The organism is Thermostichus sp. MS-CIW-26 (assembly GCF_054059115.1).
The window spans coordinates 78,826-95,287 of record NZ_JBSSBV010000006.1 but is presented as its reverse complement, the minus strand read 5'-3'; the positions used below and the strand labels follow the sequence as shown (position 1 = coordinate 95,287).

Genomic DNA, 16,462 nt, shown 5'->3' with positions numbered 1-16,462 from the left:
ATGTTCGTGGTCTACAAGGCTGCCATTGCCGGAGTACCTGTGGTGCTGGTTCCGCCTGCCTACACGTCGCAGACCTGCCACCGGTGTTTGCACATTCATCCCGACCCTGCGCAATCCTACCGCAATGGGAAGCAGTTTAAGTGTGGGCACTGTGGATGGGAAGGGGATGCGGACTGGAATGGAGCCAACATGATTGCTAAACTTGGGGCTGCCGTAAACCAGCCTAGAGGTCCGTGGTTGGCTTGCCAACTGCAGGGCTACCGTTCGCGCCAGCGGGCCGGAGGCCTTAAGCCCGCCCTGTACTGCGAAGTAGTCAGGGTCGGGTAGTTTACTAAGATAATGCCCAAGATTCTCGGATAAGCCTCCGTTGATTTACGCACAGGAGGGCGGCCTCGGCAAGGATAAACTCCCCGCGCGACCCCACACGTAAAGACTTGAAATAAGATTTAGGTGTTCAATAACTCATGAATCACCTGCGTTTGTTGCCCTTTCCAGCCGAGGTTGGGGTCAAGCTTGCCCTGTTGAGAGGGCTCTTTATTCACCCGCGAGCCGAGGGCCCATCGCCTCTGCACGATTGTTGCCCATGAGCTGCCGAAGGGATCCCCACACCCCAACGCCCTGCAACCTTGTCTCCTGCTGACTTCGAGAGTGCCAAGCTGCCATGTCACGCATCCTCATCATCGATGATGATCCCAGCATTTGTGCTCTACTACAGCGGTACTTGCAGCGGCAGGGGTATTCGGTTGAGGTGGCGATGACGGGGGCCGAGGGCTTACAGCAGTTGCGCGCTTTTCAGCCGGCCTTGGTAATTTTGGATCTGAACTTGCCGGATGTGAGCGGCTACGATCTCTGCCAGCAAATGCAAAAAGAGACTGGCGTGTACGTGTTGATGTTGACCAGCCGCGTCAGCCCTGCTGATAAGTTGCACGGATTCCAGTTGGGGGCAGATGACTACCTGACCAAGCCCTTCAGCCTGCCGGAGTTACAGGCGCGAGTGCAAGCCATTCTGCGGCGGCAACGCATGAAGACCGAAGTTGCCAGCGCACCGGTCTTGACCTTTGCCTCTTTGGTAATCGACCCGGAAACCCGAGCAGTCATCCGCGAGCAGCGCCTGATCAACTTAACAGCACTGGAGTTCGATTTGCTCTATGCTATGGCTCGACATCCGGGGCGGGTTTGGCGACGGGCTGAGCTGATTCAAGAGGTGTGGGATTTTAACCACGAGGGAGATGAACGGGTGGTCGATGTCCACATCGGCCAAATTCGCAAGAAACTAGAGACTGATACCAGCCAACCGGAGTTGATCCGCACCGTGCGTGGAGTTGGCTACAAGTTTGAGCCCCCCGCTCCGAAGGAGGGATGGGGAGAGGAAAAACCTTAACCCCCAAATAACTCTCCCCTCTTCACGTTGGGAGAGGGGCCAGGGGTGAGGGCCCGTTAATCCAAGCGGCGGCCTGTCAAACGCACAAAAATGTCTTCTAAGTTGGCCGGGCGCACCATGAGGCCGGTTTTGTCAGGTTCAGCTTCCAACTGCCGCTGAGCTTCCGCCAAGCTGGGGAAAAAGGTGTACTCCACCTCCCGGCCAGGACAGGATCGCACCAGCAGGGCCTCTCCATACTTGGCCCGCAGTTGCTCGGTGCTGCCCAACTCGATTAACCTTCCCCCATCCATGATGCCGATGCGGTCGCACAGCTCTTCTGCCTCCTCCATGTAGTGGGTGGTAATCAGCAAGGTCATGCCCTGCCGATTGAGATCCCGCAAGATCTCCCACAACAGCCGCCGCGCCTGGGGATCCAACCCGACGGTGGGCTCGTCCAAAAACAAAATCTGGGGGCGATGCAGTAACGCCCTGGCCACCTGCAAGCGTCGTTTCATTCCCCCTGAGAGGGTTTTCACTTTGTCTTGCCGGCGATCCGCCAGCCGCACATACTCCAGCCATTCATCGATGCGCCGTTGCCGCTCTGGGTTGGGGATGTGGTGCATACGCCCGTGGAACTCCAGGTTTTCCCAAACGGTCAGCTCTGCCTCTAGGGTGATAGGCTGCAGAACTACGCCAATTTGCTGCCGCACCGCCACCGGATCCCACACCACGTCATACCCCCCCACCCGGATGGATCCCTGGCTGGGTCGGGTAAGGCTAGTAAGCATGCGGATGGTGGTGGATTTGCCGGCGCCGTTGGGCCCCAACAGGGCAAACACTTCCCCCTGGGGGATCTGCAGGCTCAAATCTTGAACGGCAACCTGCTGCCCAAAGCGCTTCCACACCCCCTGCATTTCCACCGCCACCGTCTTGGTTTGGGGCAAGGTTGGGGCCGTCGAAAGAGCTGTCACAGTCCGCTCCGGTAAAGTGTGAAGAAATCTTTATTCTTCAGCATACGCCAGCCGTGTCAGCAAGCTGCAGGTCTTATCAGGGATCCCTGCTGCTGGCAGCAGTCTGGGTTGTCTCTTGAGCTTTTGCGTGGCTGTGATTTCGTTCTCTGGGGTTTTTCTCTGGATCTTGCAAAATAGTACACATTGCGTCTGAAGGGTGAACCGCACTCCCAAGACAACACCTGTACAGACTCTGGAAGGGGAAATTGGGCTGGATAGCTCATGGCATATCTGTACGTATCTGTACGTATGGGTAACAATAAAGACACAAGCTTGAGCGGTCTGGCTGTCAGACTGGGGCTTTCTTCTCAGTGAAGCGACCTCCCTCAGCGCCCACCGATACCCTCTACTAACCAATGTAAGGAAAATGCAGAGCAAAGACCGATTCGACCAAATTGACTTCCGGCTGGATCGCCTGGTTGGGGCTGTGTTGACCCTGGCCGAGACCGTCAGCTTCGTCAAGGATGACCTGACCCATCTGAAAGCCATTGTTCAACAACAGGTGCTGATATCCCAGGAGCAGAGCACTTGGCTGGGAGAGTTAAAGGCAATATGTCAACAGCAAGCCGATACAGCTCGTCGCCAATCTGAGACGATTGAGCGGATCATCGCCCATCTCCTGCCCGCTCAGGATCCCAAGTCTTGAAGGATCAGAGGGCAACCTGGGGGCGTGCCACAATGGCAGCAGAGCTGAGGTTTTCCACCGTTGGAGTGCCAGGTTGCAGCAGCAGGACAGGGTTCTGTTGAGGCTGAGGAGCTGCTTGCTTTCTTTCGTTGCCGACGCTTGCCTTACCTGGATCGCTTTGGCCCTCAAGAGGCCAAGCTGCCGCCGGACAACCTGCTGGAGCAATGGCGGCGGGATCGCCAAGCCCTGGCAGCCGCTGTGTTTGAGCGATTCCCCGGAGAACGGGTTGCGCCGGGCAATGAAGCTCTCTTGGCAGCTATGGCAGGCGGGGCAGAGCGGATCTACGGCGGACGGATTGCCGCAGAGCTGTTTTGGCAACCGCAGGAAGATCTCAACTGTACTGCTGAGGCAGAGCTGTTGCAGCTTGCTTCTGAACCTGTCCCTCACTCCTCCTCTCCAAGGGATCCCATCCCTGCCCCAGAAGACTACGAGATGGTGCCCGCTCTTGCGTTGCCGCCTGAAGCTGTTCCAGAGAGACGTTCAGTTTGGGTGAGCAGCTCCCTGGATCTGCTGATTCGGGATCCCACTCTCGTTGGCAGAAGTCGCCACGCCGCCCGATCCTCTTACCTGCCGGTTCATATTCGTATCGGCAAACGCCCCAAACCGGAATACGAATTGTTGCTGGCTTTGCAGGCAGAGTTGCTCGGATCCCTGCAGGGAAACGTTCCCAAGCGGGGCATTTTGATCCTGAAAGATGGGAAGTGGCACCCCGTCCACCTGAGCCGCCGACGAGCACAGGTGCGGCAATTGCTGCAGGAGTACCTGCACTCCCTCAACCAGCCGGAACCACCGCAGGTGTTCATGGCCCGCAGCCGCTGCCATCTTTGCCACTGGCGGGAGCATTGTCGCCAGTTGAACGCCGCCGCTCAACCCCTCAGCCTGCTGCCGGGCGTAACGGGATCCCGCTATCCCCTTTTGCAAGAGGCGGGGATCCACTCGATTGAAGCCCTGGCCAACGCTCAGTTGGATAGGTTGCAAGCCATTCCCAAGTTGGGATCCGGCGTGGCCCTGCAACTGCAGCTGCAAGCCCGTGCCACCCTCAGCCGGCAGCCTCTCTGGATTCAATCCCCCCCGCAAACCCTGCCCACCACACCCGTAGAGCTGTACTTCGATATCGAGGCGGATCCCCGCCACAACGTCGCCTATCTGCTGGGCCTGCTGGTGGTGGAGCAAGCCGAGGGGAAAAAGGTTACAAGCTATCACAGTTGCCTGGCCGCCGAGCCGCGGGAAGAAAGGCAAGCTTGGGAGCAATTCTTGCAACTGGCACAACGCTATCCTGACGCTCCCATCTACCACTTTCACGGCTTTGAAGTGCAGACCTGCCGACGGCTGGGGGAGCAGTACCGCACGGATCCCCGACAGCTGCGGCAGTTGTTGCAGCGCTTTGTGGATTTACAGGCCTGGGTGCAACGCTCGGTGGTGCTGCCGATCGAGAGCTATTCCCTGAAAAACATCGCCCGCTGGTTGGGGTTTCAGTGGCGTCTGCCTGATGCCAATGGCGCCCAGTCCATTTATTGGTATAGCCAATGGCTGGAAACTCGGGAGCGCAGATATTTGGAGCACTCGCTTATCTACAACGAGGATGACTGCCGGGCTACCCACCGCCTAAAAGACTGGCTGTCCCAAGGAGTCCTCCATGCCGAATGATGCGAATAAATTGACAAAGACGGCCTATCCCCAGCCGCAAATGCCGCAGCTTGCGCCGCCAGTCTTGTGGCCAGTTGCTGAGGTTTCGTTTAGAATCAGGCAGGACTGTTTGTGTTTAGTTTATCAGGGGAATCCCATGCTGTTGAAATCTCATGAATCTCCTCGCCATCAGGGCAGAAACCGTCGCGGTCGTGGGGGATCGGCACGTAAGCGCCAACTGGACAAGCGGAACCGCGCCTTGATGCAACGATTACGACAACGAGAGCAAGCTCTCAACTCTCGATCTTCTCGGCAGGGGCAAGTTAACCCTGCCTTTTTTGTGCTTGCTTCTCCTTGGCCTGGCTACGAGGGATCCCGCTTGGCTGCCTGATCCGCCCATTTCTTTCATGGCATCGAAGAATCGAAGAGTTTGCTTCTTGCGCCTTCAAGACAAAGACTGTACCCCTGCCGATAGATGCGGGTTTTGGCTGCGGGGCTCTGGATAGGTGGGAAACTCTCGGTCAATAGCGTAAACGGCTCAATTCCCGTCGCAGTCAGGATCGGGATGACAGGATTTGAACCTGCGGCCCTCTGCTCCCAAAGCAGATGCGCTACCAAGCTGCGCTACATCCCGGCTTAGCTTTTGTGATTATGCCAGATCCGCGCCTCCGATGCACACCCAAGCAGGGATCCCTCCCTCAAGGCAACAAGGGAAACAAACATTTGTCCAGGTCAGGACTTGAGCATCTTGGCCGGCATGACAATGAGGGTATTTCCCTGTCGCTCCACCACGTAGAGCTCCTGCCCGGCTTGGATTTCTAGGTTGGGAATGCTGCACTTGGCGTTCCAGGTGGAACCCAGATAAGAAACCCGCCCCCGTTCGCCTGGGGGAATGGGGGTGATTGCCCGCGCCTCGCGAGATTCCTCTACCTGAACCGATCCATGGGGCACCAGACGGCGGCTGAGGATAATCAACACCACCGATGCCCCAATCCAGCTGGCAAATTGTACCCAGATCGGCAGCCCCAAATAAGCCAAAAGCCCCGCCAAGAGCGCCGCCAGCCCCACCGAGCTGGCAACCAATTCTGGCAAAAACAATTCGGCAGAAATTAGGACTAACCCGATGACGATCCAAGGCCAAACCATAGAATCCAGGGATCCCACCTAACTCAGTATGGCTCAAAACCCCTGGATCCTCAGCAGGGATCCCTTGTCCTTAGGGAGACTGGTTGGGGCTTACCCGCCCAAGCGGTAATTCTCCAAAAACTGCAGGGGATCCATCTCTTCCTGAGGGGAGCTTTTGGGCAGGTTCTTGGATTCGGCGATCCGCATCAAGGTCTCCCAGTCGGTGCTCATGACAAAGGCCACGGCTTGGCGAGCTGCCTCTCGGTGGGGGCAGTCCTCTCCCAAGACACAGCCATCTCGACAGAGGGTGGCGCAATCGTGCGCAGTGCTCCTGGGATCCGGGCCAGCCATGATGTCTTCCTCTCGGTGGGTTTCACGTTTTCTTTAGGATACCTGAAGAGAATCTTGCGCTTGCAGGAGATTTTGGGCAGCGCGGGTAGCTTAGATGAGGAAATGAGGCGACAAGACCTGTTCAAGCAAGAGGAGCCTTATGGAGTTTTCGCAATTGCAAGCGCTGGTGGATCGAGCCTTGGAAGACAAGAAGCTCACCCGCACAGAGGTGGATCAAATCGTCAGCGCCATCCGGGCCGACGGCAAAATCTCCCCCGAAGAGATAGGCTTGCTGGAGTCCATTCGCGAAATGGTGCTCCGCCGGGAGATTCAGGTGGTGGAAACGGCAGATTGAGGGGCAGGGATCCCCTGTTGCAAGTAGAGGGTGACTTCGCTGCGATTGTGAAACAGGTGGCGGGCTCTCACCAGGGGGAAGGCACTACCCAAAATCTCCAGACTTTGCCGCAGCACCCGCAGGCGGTGTTGGTGGGGTAGCTTCAGGGTCATCACAGCTCTCCCCTGTGGCTGCAGATGGGGAGCAAAAACCACCATCAGGTGGGCGGAAGCCGGGCCATCCATGCGCATGTCGTTGAGGATCAGGTGAAACCGGCCTGGGCCACGGGCCAGGTAGGCTTGGGCGCTGAGGCAATGGTGGCGGATCCCCGGATCTTGGCTGAGGCGCTCGTCCAAGTCCGCCGGATCCACTGCCGTGACCTGCTGGCCATATAGACGCAAAATGCGCGACCATCCCCCCGGTGCTGCCCCCAGATCCAGAGCCTGTCCCCCCGGCACCAAGGGAATCTGAAACACCTGGATGGCCTCCAGCAGCTTAAACTCGGAGCGGCTGATTTGCTCTGGATCCCGCCGAAAGCGATGGATCCCACCGGCCCAGTTGGAGAGGTTCTGGGCAGCCAAGGATAGGCCCAGCCAAGCGCGAATGCCCATCGGTTGAGCCAGGATCACCACCGAGATCACCTGCTGGGGGTCTTTGACCTCCAGGGGGGATCCCACCGCTGCCATCACCTGTTCGGCCAGGGTTTCATTGACCTGGAAGGGCTTGAGAGCCGGCTCTCCAAACAGGCGCGTTTGAACCGAAAAGCTGAGGGTGGGGTCAATGGCTGCCAACATTTCCCCATCAAGGCGCAATTCAACTGGGGATCCCCCAGATAGCCGCCGTTCTTGGTGAATGGGGCAGATGTGGCGTAAAAAAATGGGCGGGTCAGCTTGCCAAGCCCCAGCCAGCTCGGCAAATGAGCGTTGGCTGCATACCCATACCAAGCCAGGTGCTTCCTTTAGCCGCTGCACGGCAGCCTCTGGATCCGCAGCTTCTATCTCCCGGATCGCCAAATCCAGAAAATCTGGGTCAGCACTGCCCAGCCATGTATGGGTATCAGGGGGGAGAGGATTGCTCAACGGGCTCGCTGCCAACGCACGTAGGGTAAAGAAGCGGCTACTTGCTGAATCTGGGCTTGAGCGGCCAGCAGTTGTCCTGTGGCGTCCCAGGTGCCCTGCACCAGCATTTGCCAGGCTCCCTGGGGGATCTCCACAGCAGCGGTATTTGCCTCCCAGCGCACCTGTTTGTTGGGCAGATCCAGCGTCAACTGGAGCTGGGGATTTTCCGCCACCGCCTTCTGCAGGGCTTGAATCACAGCCGGGGGTGCCGTAACACAAGGGATCCCTAGAGCCAAGCAGTTGCCGAAGAAGATCTCGGCAAAGCTTTCGCCAATGAGGGCGCGGATCCCCCACTTGGCCAGCGCTTGGGGGGCATGCTCCCGGCTGGAGCCACAGCCAAAATTGGCATTGACCACGAGGATCTGGGCTCCCTGGTACTGGGGTTGATCGAAGGGGTGTTGGCCGGGATCCTGGGCGCGGTCGTCGGCAAACACGTGCTGGCCCAAGCCGTCGAAGGTGACGCACTTCAAAAAGCGGGCCGGGATAATCCGATCGGTGTCGATGTCGTTGCCCAGCAGGGGGATCCCTCGGCCTGTGACGGTCAAAACTTCGCTTGACATAGGAACTTGATGAATTCTCCCAGAGAGGACTTCAGGGTATCGCAACGTTCGGCAAAACCCTGCCCAACGGCAAAGGAAAGCCGGCAAAAGGGGAAGGCTCAGCTCGGCTACCGGCGGTAAACCTGATTTTCCAAATTGCGCACCTGCCGCTCCAGCCGATCCAGCCGCCCGCGCAGCTCGTCCATTTCCGATTGGCGGGGCACGCCCAGATCCTGCAGGACGTTGCGCACCTGCCGCTGAACATAGGATTCAAAGTTGCTCTGCTCGGCTTTCACCTGGTTGAGCAGGTTGTTGATGACATTGGATGCCTCTTCTGGGTTGAGCTGCCCCTTCTGCACCAAGTCGTCGGCAGCCTTTCTCAACTGTTCTGCCAGCAGAGTGGTTGTGCCCACGCCCATTAGCAAGAGCTGACGTAAGATACTGTTGTTGTCCAATGCTGCCCTCCAAAGGACGCTTCGCGAACGGTACGGGCCTCCATGACTACCCATTTTCCTCAGTTTGCCCTCAACTTCGCAACCGGCTCGGCCAGTTTCTCCCTTTCGCCTGAGGCGGCACAACAATGGCACAAGGCTCTGCAAATCCTCTTGGAGCGACTCAAGATCCGTTCCCGACAGCAGCCTCAGGAGCCGGTTGAGTTTCGTTACCCTACTGAAGATTTCAGCTTGGAGATGTTCTGCAACCCCAACATCTGGGCTGGCCCCCACGCAGCCAAGGTGCTGGTGACTCTGAAAACCAAGGTGCTGCGCCTTTCCACCGAAGTGGAGTTCTCTCGCCTTCAAGAAGACCTCAGCCAATATCTGGAGTCCCTAACATGAGCGAAGATGCCCATGCTGCGGGAGAGGAGCCCGCGGCCATTACGGTGACGCAACTGCTGGACGAGCCGCCAGAGGGGATCCCCGGCCACTTGGAAGTGGTTGCCCTCACTTGGCACGACCGCCAGCGATCCCGGCAACGGCTGGTGAGCGACTGGGGCACCGAGATCCAGCTGATGCTGCCCCGCGGCACCCATCTTCACGATGGGGATCTGCTCTATGCGGATGCGCAGCGACACATTCGGGTCAGAGCCCAACCCGAACCGGTGCTCTTGATTCAACCTGAAAACCCCATCCAGATGGGCCAAGTGATTCATCAACTGGGCAACTGGCACCGTCCGGCCCACGTTTCCCCCCAAGGGCAGATCCTGGCGCTGGCCGATGATCCGCTGCAGGACTGGCTGGCCCACATGGGGATCCCGTTTCGGTTGGAGATGGCTGTCTTCGAGCCCAACCTGTTGGCCCACAGCCATTAACCTGAGCCTTTGCGAGCGCAAACCTGTCCCTCCGACTCATGGCCTAGGCTCCAGCCTCTGCTCCTCTGGTTACCAACCGCGCTGCAAACTCTCGGTGTTCCTCCGACTCAATTCCCCTTTGCAGCACACCCAACACCTGCTGCATGTTGCCCGTCAGCAGCGCGTCCACGGCTAACCACAACCCCGGAAACACTCGACTGTACAAGACGCCCGACTCATTGGGCTGTTGCAGCACGTACTCTCCATTCTGGAAGACATACCAGCGAAAGGCTTGCTCTTGGGTTAGCCAGACCAGATATTCCCGCACGCCGTTGCGCCGGTAGGCCCGCAGCTTATCATGCAGGTCGTAGGAAGCTGTGCTGGCGGCAATCTCCACAATCAGCTCCGGTGCACCCTCAATGTAGTCATCCTCGCTAATGCGGGACTGTCCCCCACAAGATTCGTGCATCCGCAATATGGCATCTGGCTGCGGCTCATTGTCCAAGTCCAGGCGAACGGTTGGATTGCCCGCCGACTCAACCCCCGGCGTTGCTGCTTCATAAACTCCCAGCCAGGCCATGATGTGGCTGTGTGGTCTGCCATGTCGGCGATATCTGAGGGGAGATGCCACGTAAACAATTCCCTCAATCAGCTCGGCTTTTTTGAGCTGAGGCATGGCTTGATAGCGCCGTTCAAACTCATCGCGGGTGAGACGATCGCCGCTTTCTAAGATGGGCAGTTCACGGAAGGAAGGGCTACTGACGCTCATGACCAGCTCTCTTACCAGCAGTCGCGACAGTGTTGCGGAGCAATATCGATGACTCCATCCGGGTTGGCTGGTAAGTCCATCATAGAGGGGCTGCTCTGTCGCGACAGCGTTGTGGAGCAACAATGGGCCATAGATGGGACGGGATCCCTTTCTATTCGACCCATTGAGCAGTCATCATCAGGTGTCCAAGTTCTCGATCCGAACCGGCTCAAGAGGTTCTGCCAGCGGAAACCCCAACACCTGGGCATAAAAGTAAAGCTCTGCCTCCAAAGCCCGTTTGATGTTGGCCGCCTGGCGAAAGCCGTGTTGCTCTCCCTCGAAGGGCACATAGGCCACTGGGATCCCTTTGGCCCGTAGGGCTGCCACCATCCTCTCCGCCTGATTGGGGGGCACGATGGCGTCTTCCAACCCTTGGAAGAAGATAACCGGACAATTGAGGCCCTCCAGGTGATGAATGGGGGAACGCTCCCGGTAGAGATCCCGTCGCTCTGGGTAGGGGCCAATAAGGCTGTCCAAGTAGCGAGACTCGAACTTGTGGGTCTCCTGGGCCAGGGCTTCTAGATCGCTCACCCCGTAGTAGCTGGCACCTGCTCGGAAGACGGCGTGGAAGGTCAAGGCCGCCAACGTGGTATAGCCGCCAGCGCTGCCCCCTTGAATGAGCAGCCGTTCCCCATCCACCTTGCCCTGTTCTGCCAAAAATTGGGATCCGGCGATGCAATCTTCCACATCTACCAGGCCCCACCGGCCTTTGAGAGCATCCCGATAGGCCCGTCCGTAGCCGCTGCTGCCCCGGTAGTTCACATCCAAAACGGCAATCCCCCGACTGGTCCAGTATTGGATCCCCAGGTTGAGCACGGCTGCCGTCGCTCCGGTGGGCCCGCCGTGGCTTTTCACCAATAGGGGTGGCTTTTCGCCAGTGGGAGCAACAAAGTCGCGGTTCTTGGGGGGATAGAAGAAAGCATAGGCCACTGCCTTGCCGCCACCGGTGGGAAAAACAATAGGCTCTGGGATCGACAGATAGTCGGGATCCACCGCCACGCTGCTGGAACGGGCCACCACCTCCACTTGGCTGGAGGGTAAGTCTAGGCAGACCAAGGCAGTGGCTTCCGTCGGGGATCCGGCCAGGAAAGCGGCTTTTTCCCCACTCACCTGCAAACCGCTGATCTGGGTGTAGGGCAAGGGGATCCCTGCCAACTGTCCTGAATGGGGATCCAGATAAGCCAGATGAGACAGCCCGTCTTGTTCATAACAGGCCAGGATGCGCCCATCGCCACAGAAGCCGTAGGTGCTCAGGCCAAACACCCACTGCGGCTCTCCAAACTCCGCTTCCATAGGGCAGAGGGGAATGGGGCCCTGGGGATCCCAGCGATAGAGGTTCCACCAGCCGCTGCAATCGGAAACAAAGTAGAGATCCCCTTGCGGTGACCACTGGGGCTGGAAGATCGACTCGGCAGGGCCACCGGCCAGCTTTTGAGGTTCTCCCAAGCTACCGTCAGGGTTCACCTCAGACCGCCACAGCTCTGTGCCGTCCCAGGGCATTTGGGGGTGATCCCAGGTCAGCCATACCAAGGTCTGGCCGTCTGGACTGAGGCGCGGGCTGGCGTAGAAGTCGTGCCCAGAAGCCAAAATCTGCTGGGATCCACTTGCTAAGTCAATCGAGACAAGGCTGTTTTCCGGCTCTCCCTGGCGGCTGTGATCCTCCCGCACACAGAGGATGCGTCCACGCGCCCGATCCACCACCCCGTCGGCGTAGCGATAGGGGCCTGCTTCCGTCAGGGGCTGGGGATCTGAACCCGGCAGCAGGCGGTAGAGCCGTTGGTCAGCGAAGTTGCAAAAATACACTACCCCTGCCGACACCCAATAAGCTCCACCCCCATACTCATGCACCCGTGTCCGCACATTGAAAGGTGCCGGTGTCAGCTCCACCAGGATCCCGTCGGCAGAGCGCCGCATCAACACATTGCGCCCTTTTTCTTGCGGGCGGCCCTCCGTCCAGTAGAGATCCCCCTGATCCCAAACCATCTGTCCCAAGCGCAGGGATCCCGTCACCACCAGGTCAGCGGTAATCGGGGATCGCCAAGATCCATAGCCGGCCTGCTGCACCATAGGCTGTTAATTCTCCACCCCAGAACCCCTATTATGCCGGGAGCAAGGGATCCCTGCCTTTGCCTACAGCCTGTGGGGAAAGGGAGCCGAGAACAGGCTCGGATTCTGGGAAAAGGTATCCCGCAATACAATTCTCTCCGGGCTGAATGGGTTTGATGGAACACGTTAAGGCAACAGGGATGCACAACGCTTTCTCGACTGCAGGATTAGCCTTTCCCCTGTTGACGTTGGGAAGGCATTCGGTGAAAGCCTCAGCTGAGCGCAGTTGGGCAGGTTCAACACATGGGCGAGGTGATGAGCTAAGTGCTTCCCTCTGTTGGCCGGGCTGCTGCAACAACTGGACTTCTTAATACCCTTTGCACTCACTTCGTTTCGGAGATCACCGATGGCTCTATCATTTAATCGTCGTCAAGTGCTGAAAATGGGCGCTCTGGCCGGAGCCGGGGCTGCCCTAGGGCCGCAGATCTGGGTGAAGCGATCCGTGCCCGCCTACGCCCAGGGAGAGACCATCCGCGTTGGCATTTTGCACTCCCTTAGCGGCACCATGGCCATTTCAGAAACCAGCGTGGTGGATGCGGAAAAGCTGGCCATCAAAGAGATCAATGCCGCCGGTGGGGTTTTGGGCAAGCAGATCGAGCCGATTATCGAGGATGGGGCTTCCGATTGGCCAACCTTTGCCGAGAAAGCCACCAAATTGATCGATGTGGACAAGGTGGCAACGGTATTCGGCTGCTGGACTTCGGCCAGTCGCAAAGCCGTGTTGCCGGTGTTTGAATCCAAGCAGCACCTGCTCTGGTATCCCGTGCAGTACGAAGGACAAGAGTGCTCCAAAAACATCTTCTACACCGGCGCTGCCCCCAACCAGCAGATCGAGCCTTCGGTGGAATGGCTGCTCAAGAACAAGGGCAAAGAGTTCTTCCTGGTGGGATCCGACTACGTGTTCCCCCGCACGGCCAACACCATCATCAAGGCCCAGTTGGAAGCCCTGGGGGGCAAAGTGGTGGGTGAAGACTATCTGCCTTTGGGCAGCACAGAAGTTACCCCCATCATCAGCAAGATCCGGGCCGCTCTTCCCAATGGCGGTGTGATCTACAACAGCTTGAACGGCGACAGCAACGTGGCCTTTTTCAAACAACTGGAAGGGGCAGGGCTGGGGCCAGATCGCTATCCTTCCATGTCCGTCAGCATTGCTGAAGAAGAGGTACAGGCCATCGGCCCCGAATTCTTGGAAGGGCACTTCGCCGCCTGGAACTACTTTATGACGGTGGATACGCCTGCCAACAAGAAGTTTGTGGAAGCTTTCAAGGCAGAATACGGCCAAAACCGCGTCACCAACGACCCGATGGAAGCCGCCTACATCATGGTTTACATCTGGAAGCAGGCGGCAGAAAAAGCGGGAACGGTGGAGATCGACGCCGTGCGGCAGGCAGCCTACGGCCAGACCTTCGATGCCCCTGAAGGCTTGGTAACCATGAACACCAACCACCACCTGACCAAATATGTGCGGATCGGCCAGGTGCGCTCCGATGGCTTGTTTGATGTCATCTTTTCTACGGATGCCGTGGAACCACAGCCCTGGAACCAGTTTGTGGCGGAAACCAAGGGTTTTGCCTGCGACTGGTCGGATCCGGCCAAGGGCGGTCGCTACAAAGTCAGCTAGTCCTGGCCAGGGCTGGGATCCCTTGCCGTTTGGATAGGGTCGGGGATCCCGCCTAGATGCTCGGTTAGCCTCCCTAGTTTAGTTGGAAGGAGGATCCCCTGCCGATGACCTTGCTCTTGGATAGCTTGTTTAACGGCCTTAGCATCGGCACCGTCTTGCTGATAGCCGCTCTGGGCTTGGCCATTGTTTTCGGCCTCATGGGGGTCATCAACATGGCCCATGGGGAGCTGATGATGTTGGGGGCCTACACCACTTTTGTGGTTCAAAATGCCTTTCGTCCCCTAGGGGATCCCTGGCGGGATCTGTATATCTTCCCGGCTTTGGTGGCAGCCTTTGCCGTCACGGCTCTGGTGGGACTAGCCCTGGAGCGGGGGGTGATCCGCTTTTTGTATGGCCGACCCTTGGAGACCCTTTTGGCCACCTGGGGCGTGAGCCTGATCCTGCAGCAGTTTGTGCGCAGCGTCAATTGGGTGCTGGCTTTCCGCTTGGGGGCCTTCGCGGTGCTCTTTTTCGGCGGCTGGTGGCTTTTGTCCAGGCGGGCGGATTGGCCGCGTCTCAAGGGGTGGACGCTGGCGCTGCTGTTGGTGCTCTCCACGGCAATTGCAGCGGTGGGGGGGCGGGTGCTGGCGCAAACCTATGCTTTGGCGGTTACCCAGCCTTGGTTCGGCGCCCAGAACAAAGACGTGACGGCTCCCCGGTGGCTGGGGGGTGGGATCCCGGTGGGCAACCTGTTTTTGCCCAATACCCGCCTGTTTATCATCGCCCTCACTGTCTTCTGCATCCTAGGGCTGTACTTCTTCTTGCAGCGCACCCGCTGGGGGCTGCGCATCCGGGCGGTTACCCAGAATCGGGCCATGAGCGCCTGTGTAGGGATCCCTACGCAAAAGGTGGATGCCCTCACCTTTGCCGTCGGCTCGGGTCTGGCGGGAGTGGCCGGCGTAGCGGTCAGCCTGCTGGGATCCGTGGGGCCGAACACCGGCCAAAACTACATCGTGGATACCTTTATGGTGGTCGTCGTGGGGGGTGTCGGTAAGCTTTTGGGCAGCATTGTGGCAGCGCTTGGGATCGGGATTGCCAACTTTGTCATCGGTTCCGGGACGCTGGCTTTGATTTTTCCCAACGTGCCCATCCTGACCGATACCCTCAACTTTTTTGCCACCACGAGCATGGCCAAGGTGATGGTCTTTGCTTTGATCGTGGCCTTTTTGCAGGTGCGACCTCGGGGCCTTTTCCCCGAAAAAGGTCGTATGGTGGATGCCTAGGGAATGATCTCGCTTGGCGAAAACTCTAGGACCAGACTCTCCATCTTCTACTCCCTCACAAAGCCCATGAAACTGGTTCATTCCCCCCGTGCTGATCATGAAGTGGCTGCTCCCGCCGCGGGTGGGGATCCCAATTCTTCTCGCAAGCTTCTGTGGGAGGCCGGGATCCTCATCGTTTTGGTGCTGGCCTTGATCTTTGTGGCCCCAACTGTGCTGTCTGGCTTTCGGCTCAACTTGTTGGGGCGGTTTCTGGCCCTCAGCATTGTAGCTTTGGGGATCGACCTCATCTGGGGCTATACCGGCATGCTCAGTCTGGGACATGGGGTGTTCTTCGCCTTGGGGGGCTACGCTCTGGGGATGCACCTGAAATTGCAATTGCCGGAAGGTCAGATACCGGAGTTTTTCAGCCTCTACGGGGTAACGGAATTGCCCTGGTTTTGGTATCCCTTTTATTCGTTTCCGTTTGCGGCTGTTGCTGTGGTCTTGATCCCGGCTTTGGTGGCGGCAGCCCTGGGGTATTTGGTGGTGAGAAATCGCATCCGAGGGGTTTATTTTTCCATTTTAACTCAGGCCACCACGATTATTTTCTTTAACTTCTTCAACGGCCAACAGCGCTTAATTAATGGCACCAACGGCCTGACCAACTTCCAGACTTTGTTTGGCCTGGATGTCAACTCGTCCGAGATGCGCTTCGCTGTCTATGTCACTACAGTTCTGGCGGTGGTTTTGGCTTACCTTCTCTGTCGTTGGCTCACCAGCGGCTTATTCGGTCGGATCCTGGTAGCCATTCGAGATGACGAGCCGCGGGTTCGTTTTTCCGGCTACGATCCCACCGGCTTTAAAGTGCTGGTGTTTGCCGTGTCTGCTGCCCTGGCAGGCATTGCCGGAGCTTTGTTTACCTTGCAAACTGGGATCATCTCTCCCAATGCGATGGCCGTTCCCTTTTCCATTGAGATGGTAATCTGGGTGGCGGTGGGCGGTCGGGCCAGTTTGGTGGGGGCGGTGCTGGGGGCTCTGTTGGTTAACTTTGCCAAGAGCTTGCTGAGCGAAAATTTTCCCGAAATTTGGTTGTTTTTCCAGGGGGGATTGTTCCTGTTGGTGGTGCTGGTGCTGCCGGATGGACTGGTGGGTTGGGTGCGCACCCAAGGCAGGCAACTTTGGGTCACCGTTCAGCTTTGGCGCAGGCGTTTGGCAAATACTTCTCCAGCCTAAATCTGGCTTTCTCTTGAGGATGTCAGTTATGTGCAAGA

At 58.1% G+C, this 16,462-nt stretch carries 19 protein-coding genes and 1 tRNA gene; 11 read left to right on the top strand and 9 right to left on the bottom strand.

Annotation, left to right across the window (positions count from 1 at the left end; translation table 11 throughout):
• Together ACVWZU_RS04000 and ACVWZU_RS03995 are read left to right on the top strand one after the other, a co-directional pair.
• Positions 1–327 (top strand): zinc ribbon domain-containing protein (locus tag ACVWZU_RS04000; RefSeq protein ID WP_457443484.1); only part of this gene is annotated, 327 nt, incomplete at its 5' end.
• Positions 328–661: 334 nt separating this feature from the next.
• Complete coding sequence (locus ACVWZU_RS03995; RefSeq protein ID WP_011433617.1) at positions 662–1,381, top strand: response regulator transcription factor; 720 nt, start codon at positions 662–664, stop codon at positions 1,379–1,381.
• A gap of 56 nt (positions 1,382–1,437) precedes the next feature.
• Here the strand turns inward: ACVWZU_RS03995 and ACVWZU_RS03990 are convergent, their stop codons facing one another.
• The gene (locus ACVWZU_RS03990) at positions 1,438–2,286 is read right to left on the bottom strand and encodes an ABC transporter ATP-binding protein (protein ID WP_457443488.1); all 849 of its coding nucleotides are present in this window, start codon (positions 2,284–2,286) and stop codon (positions 1,438–1,440) included.
• A gap of 451 nt (positions 2,287–2,737) precedes the next feature.
• Between ACVWZU_RS03990 and ACVWZU_RS03985 the strand changes: the two genes are divergently transcribed.
• From ACVWZU_RS03985 to ACVWZU_RS03975, 3 genes are all read left to right on the top strand, one after another.
• Complete coding sequence (locus ACVWZU_RS03985) at positions 2,738–3,016, top strand: hypothetical protein (RefSeq protein WP_011431115.1); 279 nt, start codon at positions 2,738–2,740, stop codon at positions 3,014–3,016.
• A 60-nt stretch (positions 3,017–3,076) separates the two neighbouring features.
• Positions 3,077–4,702, top strand: coding sequence for a TM0106 family RecB-like putative nuclease (locus ACVWZU_RS03980; RefSeq protein ID WP_457443482.1), 1,626 nt, complete (start codon positions 3,077–3,079; stop codon positions 4,700–4,702).
• 136 nt (positions 4,703–4,838) lie between these two features.
• Entirely contained in the window at positions 4,839–5,072 is a 234-nt protein-coding gene (locus tag ACVWZU_RS03975) for a hypothetical protein (RefSeq protein ID WP_041436636.1), read from the top strand.
• A 169-nt stretch (positions 5,073–5,241) separates the two neighbouring features.
• Here the strand turns inward: ACVWZU_RS03975 and ACVWZU_RS03970 are convergent.
• From ACVWZU_RS03970 to ACVWZU_RS03960, 3 genes are all read right to left on the bottom strand, one after another.
• Positions 5,242–5,315, bottom strand: a tRNA-Pro gene (locus tag ACVWZU_RS03970).
• A gap of 98 nt (positions 5,316–5,413) precedes the next feature.
• Positions 5,414–5,827, bottom strand: a complete 414-nt coding sequence (locus ACVWZU_RS03965; protein WP_457443480.1) for an NfeD family protein — start codon at positions 5,825–5,827, stop codon at positions 5,414–5,416.
• A gap of 90 nt (positions 5,828–5,917) precedes the next feature.
• Positions 5,918–6,157: a hypothetical protein gene (locus ACVWZU_RS03960; protein ID WP_011433611.1), complete on the bottom strand. Its 240-nt coding sequence runs from the start codon at positions 6,155–6,157 to the stop codon at positions 5,918–5,920.
• 139 nt (positions 6,158–6,296) lie between these two features.
• Here ACVWZU_RS03960 and ACVWZU_RS03955 point away from each other — a divergent pair, with 139 nt between their 5' ends.
• The gene (locus ACVWZU_RS03955) at positions 6,297–6,491 is read left to right on the top strand and encodes a hypothetical protein (protein ID WP_414384228.1); all 195 of its coding nucleotides are present in this window, start codon (positions 6,297–6,299) and stop codon (positions 6,489–6,491) included.
• Here the strand turns inward: ACVWZU_RS03955 and ACVWZU_RS03950 are convergent.
• The 3 genes from ACVWZU_RS03950 to ACVWZU_RS03940 form a co-directional block, all read right to left on the bottom strand.
• Complete coding sequence (locus ACVWZU_RS03950; RefSeq protein WP_457443478.1) at positions 6,467–7,549, bottom strand: SAM-dependent methyltransferase; 1,083 nt, start codon at positions 7,547–7,549, stop codon at positions 6,467–6,469. The two genes, ACVWZU_RS03955 and ACVWZU_RS03950, sit on opposite strands and share 25 nt — an antisense overlap.
• Complete coding sequence (gene leuD, locus ACVWZU_RS03945; RefSeq protein ID WP_414342404.1) at positions 7,546–8,148, bottom strand: 3-isopropylmalate dehydratase small subunit; 603 nt, start codon at positions 8,146–8,148, stop codon at positions 7,546–7,548. The genes ACVWZU_RS03950 and leuD overlap by 4 nt, the downstream gene beginning before the upstream one ends.
• Before the next feature lie 107 nt (positions 8,149–8,255).
• Positions 8,256–8,582: a phasin family protein gene (locus ACVWZU_RS03940; protein WP_011433607.1), complete on the bottom strand. Its 327-nt coding sequence runs from the start codon at positions 8,580–8,582 to the stop codon at positions 8,256–8,258.
• A 42-nt stretch (positions 8,583–8,624) separates the two neighbouring features.
• Here ACVWZU_RS03940 and ACVWZU_RS03935 point away from each other — a divergent pair, with 42 nt between their 5' ends.
• Entirely contained in the window at positions 8,625–8,963 is a 339-nt protein-coding gene (locus tag ACVWZU_RS03935) for a hypothetical protein (RefSeq protein ID WP_011433606.1), read from the top strand.
• Positions 8,960–9,436 (top strand): urease accessory protein UreE, encoded by a 477-nt coding sequence (locus tag ACVWZU_RS03930; RefSeq protein ID WP_414418855.1) that lies wholly within the window; start codon positions 8,960–8,962, stop codon positions 9,434–9,436. The genes ACVWZU_RS03935 and ACVWZU_RS03930 overlap by 4 nt, the downstream gene beginning before the upstream one ends.
• A 43-nt stretch (positions 9,437–9,479) precedes the next feature.
• Here ACVWZU_RS03930 and ACVWZU_RS03925 read toward each other — a convergent pair whose 3' ends face one another.
• On the bottom strand, positions 9,480–10,184 hold the full coding sequence (locus ACVWZU_RS03925; RefSeq protein ID WP_457443476.1) for a Uma2 family endonuclease: 705 nt from the start codon (positions 10,182–10,184) through the stop codon (positions 9,480–9,482).
• 177 nt (positions 10,185–10,361) lie between these two features.
• Positions 10,362–12,290 (bottom strand): S9 family peptidase, encoded by a 1,929-nt coding sequence (locus ACVWZU_RS03920; protein WP_457443474.1) that lies wholly within the window; start codon positions 12,288–12,290, stop codon positions 10,362–10,364.
• Between the two features lie 385 nt (positions 12,291–12,675).
• Between ACVWZU_RS03920 and urtA the strand changes: the two genes are divergently transcribed.
• The 3 genes from urtA to urtC all read left to right on the top strand — a co-directional run bounded on the left by urtA (position 12,676) and on the right by urtC (position 16,424).
• Positions 12,676–13,950: an urea ABC transporter substrate-binding protein gene (gene urtA, locus ACVWZU_RS03915; RefSeq protein ID WP_457443472.1), complete on the top strand. Its 1,275-nt coding sequence runs from the start codon at positions 12,676–12,678 to the stop codon at positions 13,948–13,950.
• Between the two features lie 104 nt (positions 13,951–14,054).
• Positions 14,055–15,212, top strand: coding sequence for an urea ABC transporter permease subunit UrtB (urtB, locus tag ACVWZU_RS03910; RefSeq protein WP_457443470.1), 1,158 nt, complete (start codon positions 14,055–14,057; stop codon positions 15,210–15,212).
• Positions 15,213–15,215: 3 nt separating this feature from the next.
• On the top strand, positions 15,216–16,424 hold the full coding sequence (urtC, locus tag ACVWZU_RS03905; RefSeq protein WP_457443468.1) for an urea ABC transporter permease subunit UrtC: 1,209 nt from the start codon (positions 15,216–15,218) through the stop codon (positions 16,422–16,424).
• Positions 16,425–16,462: the final 38 nt, after the last annotated feature.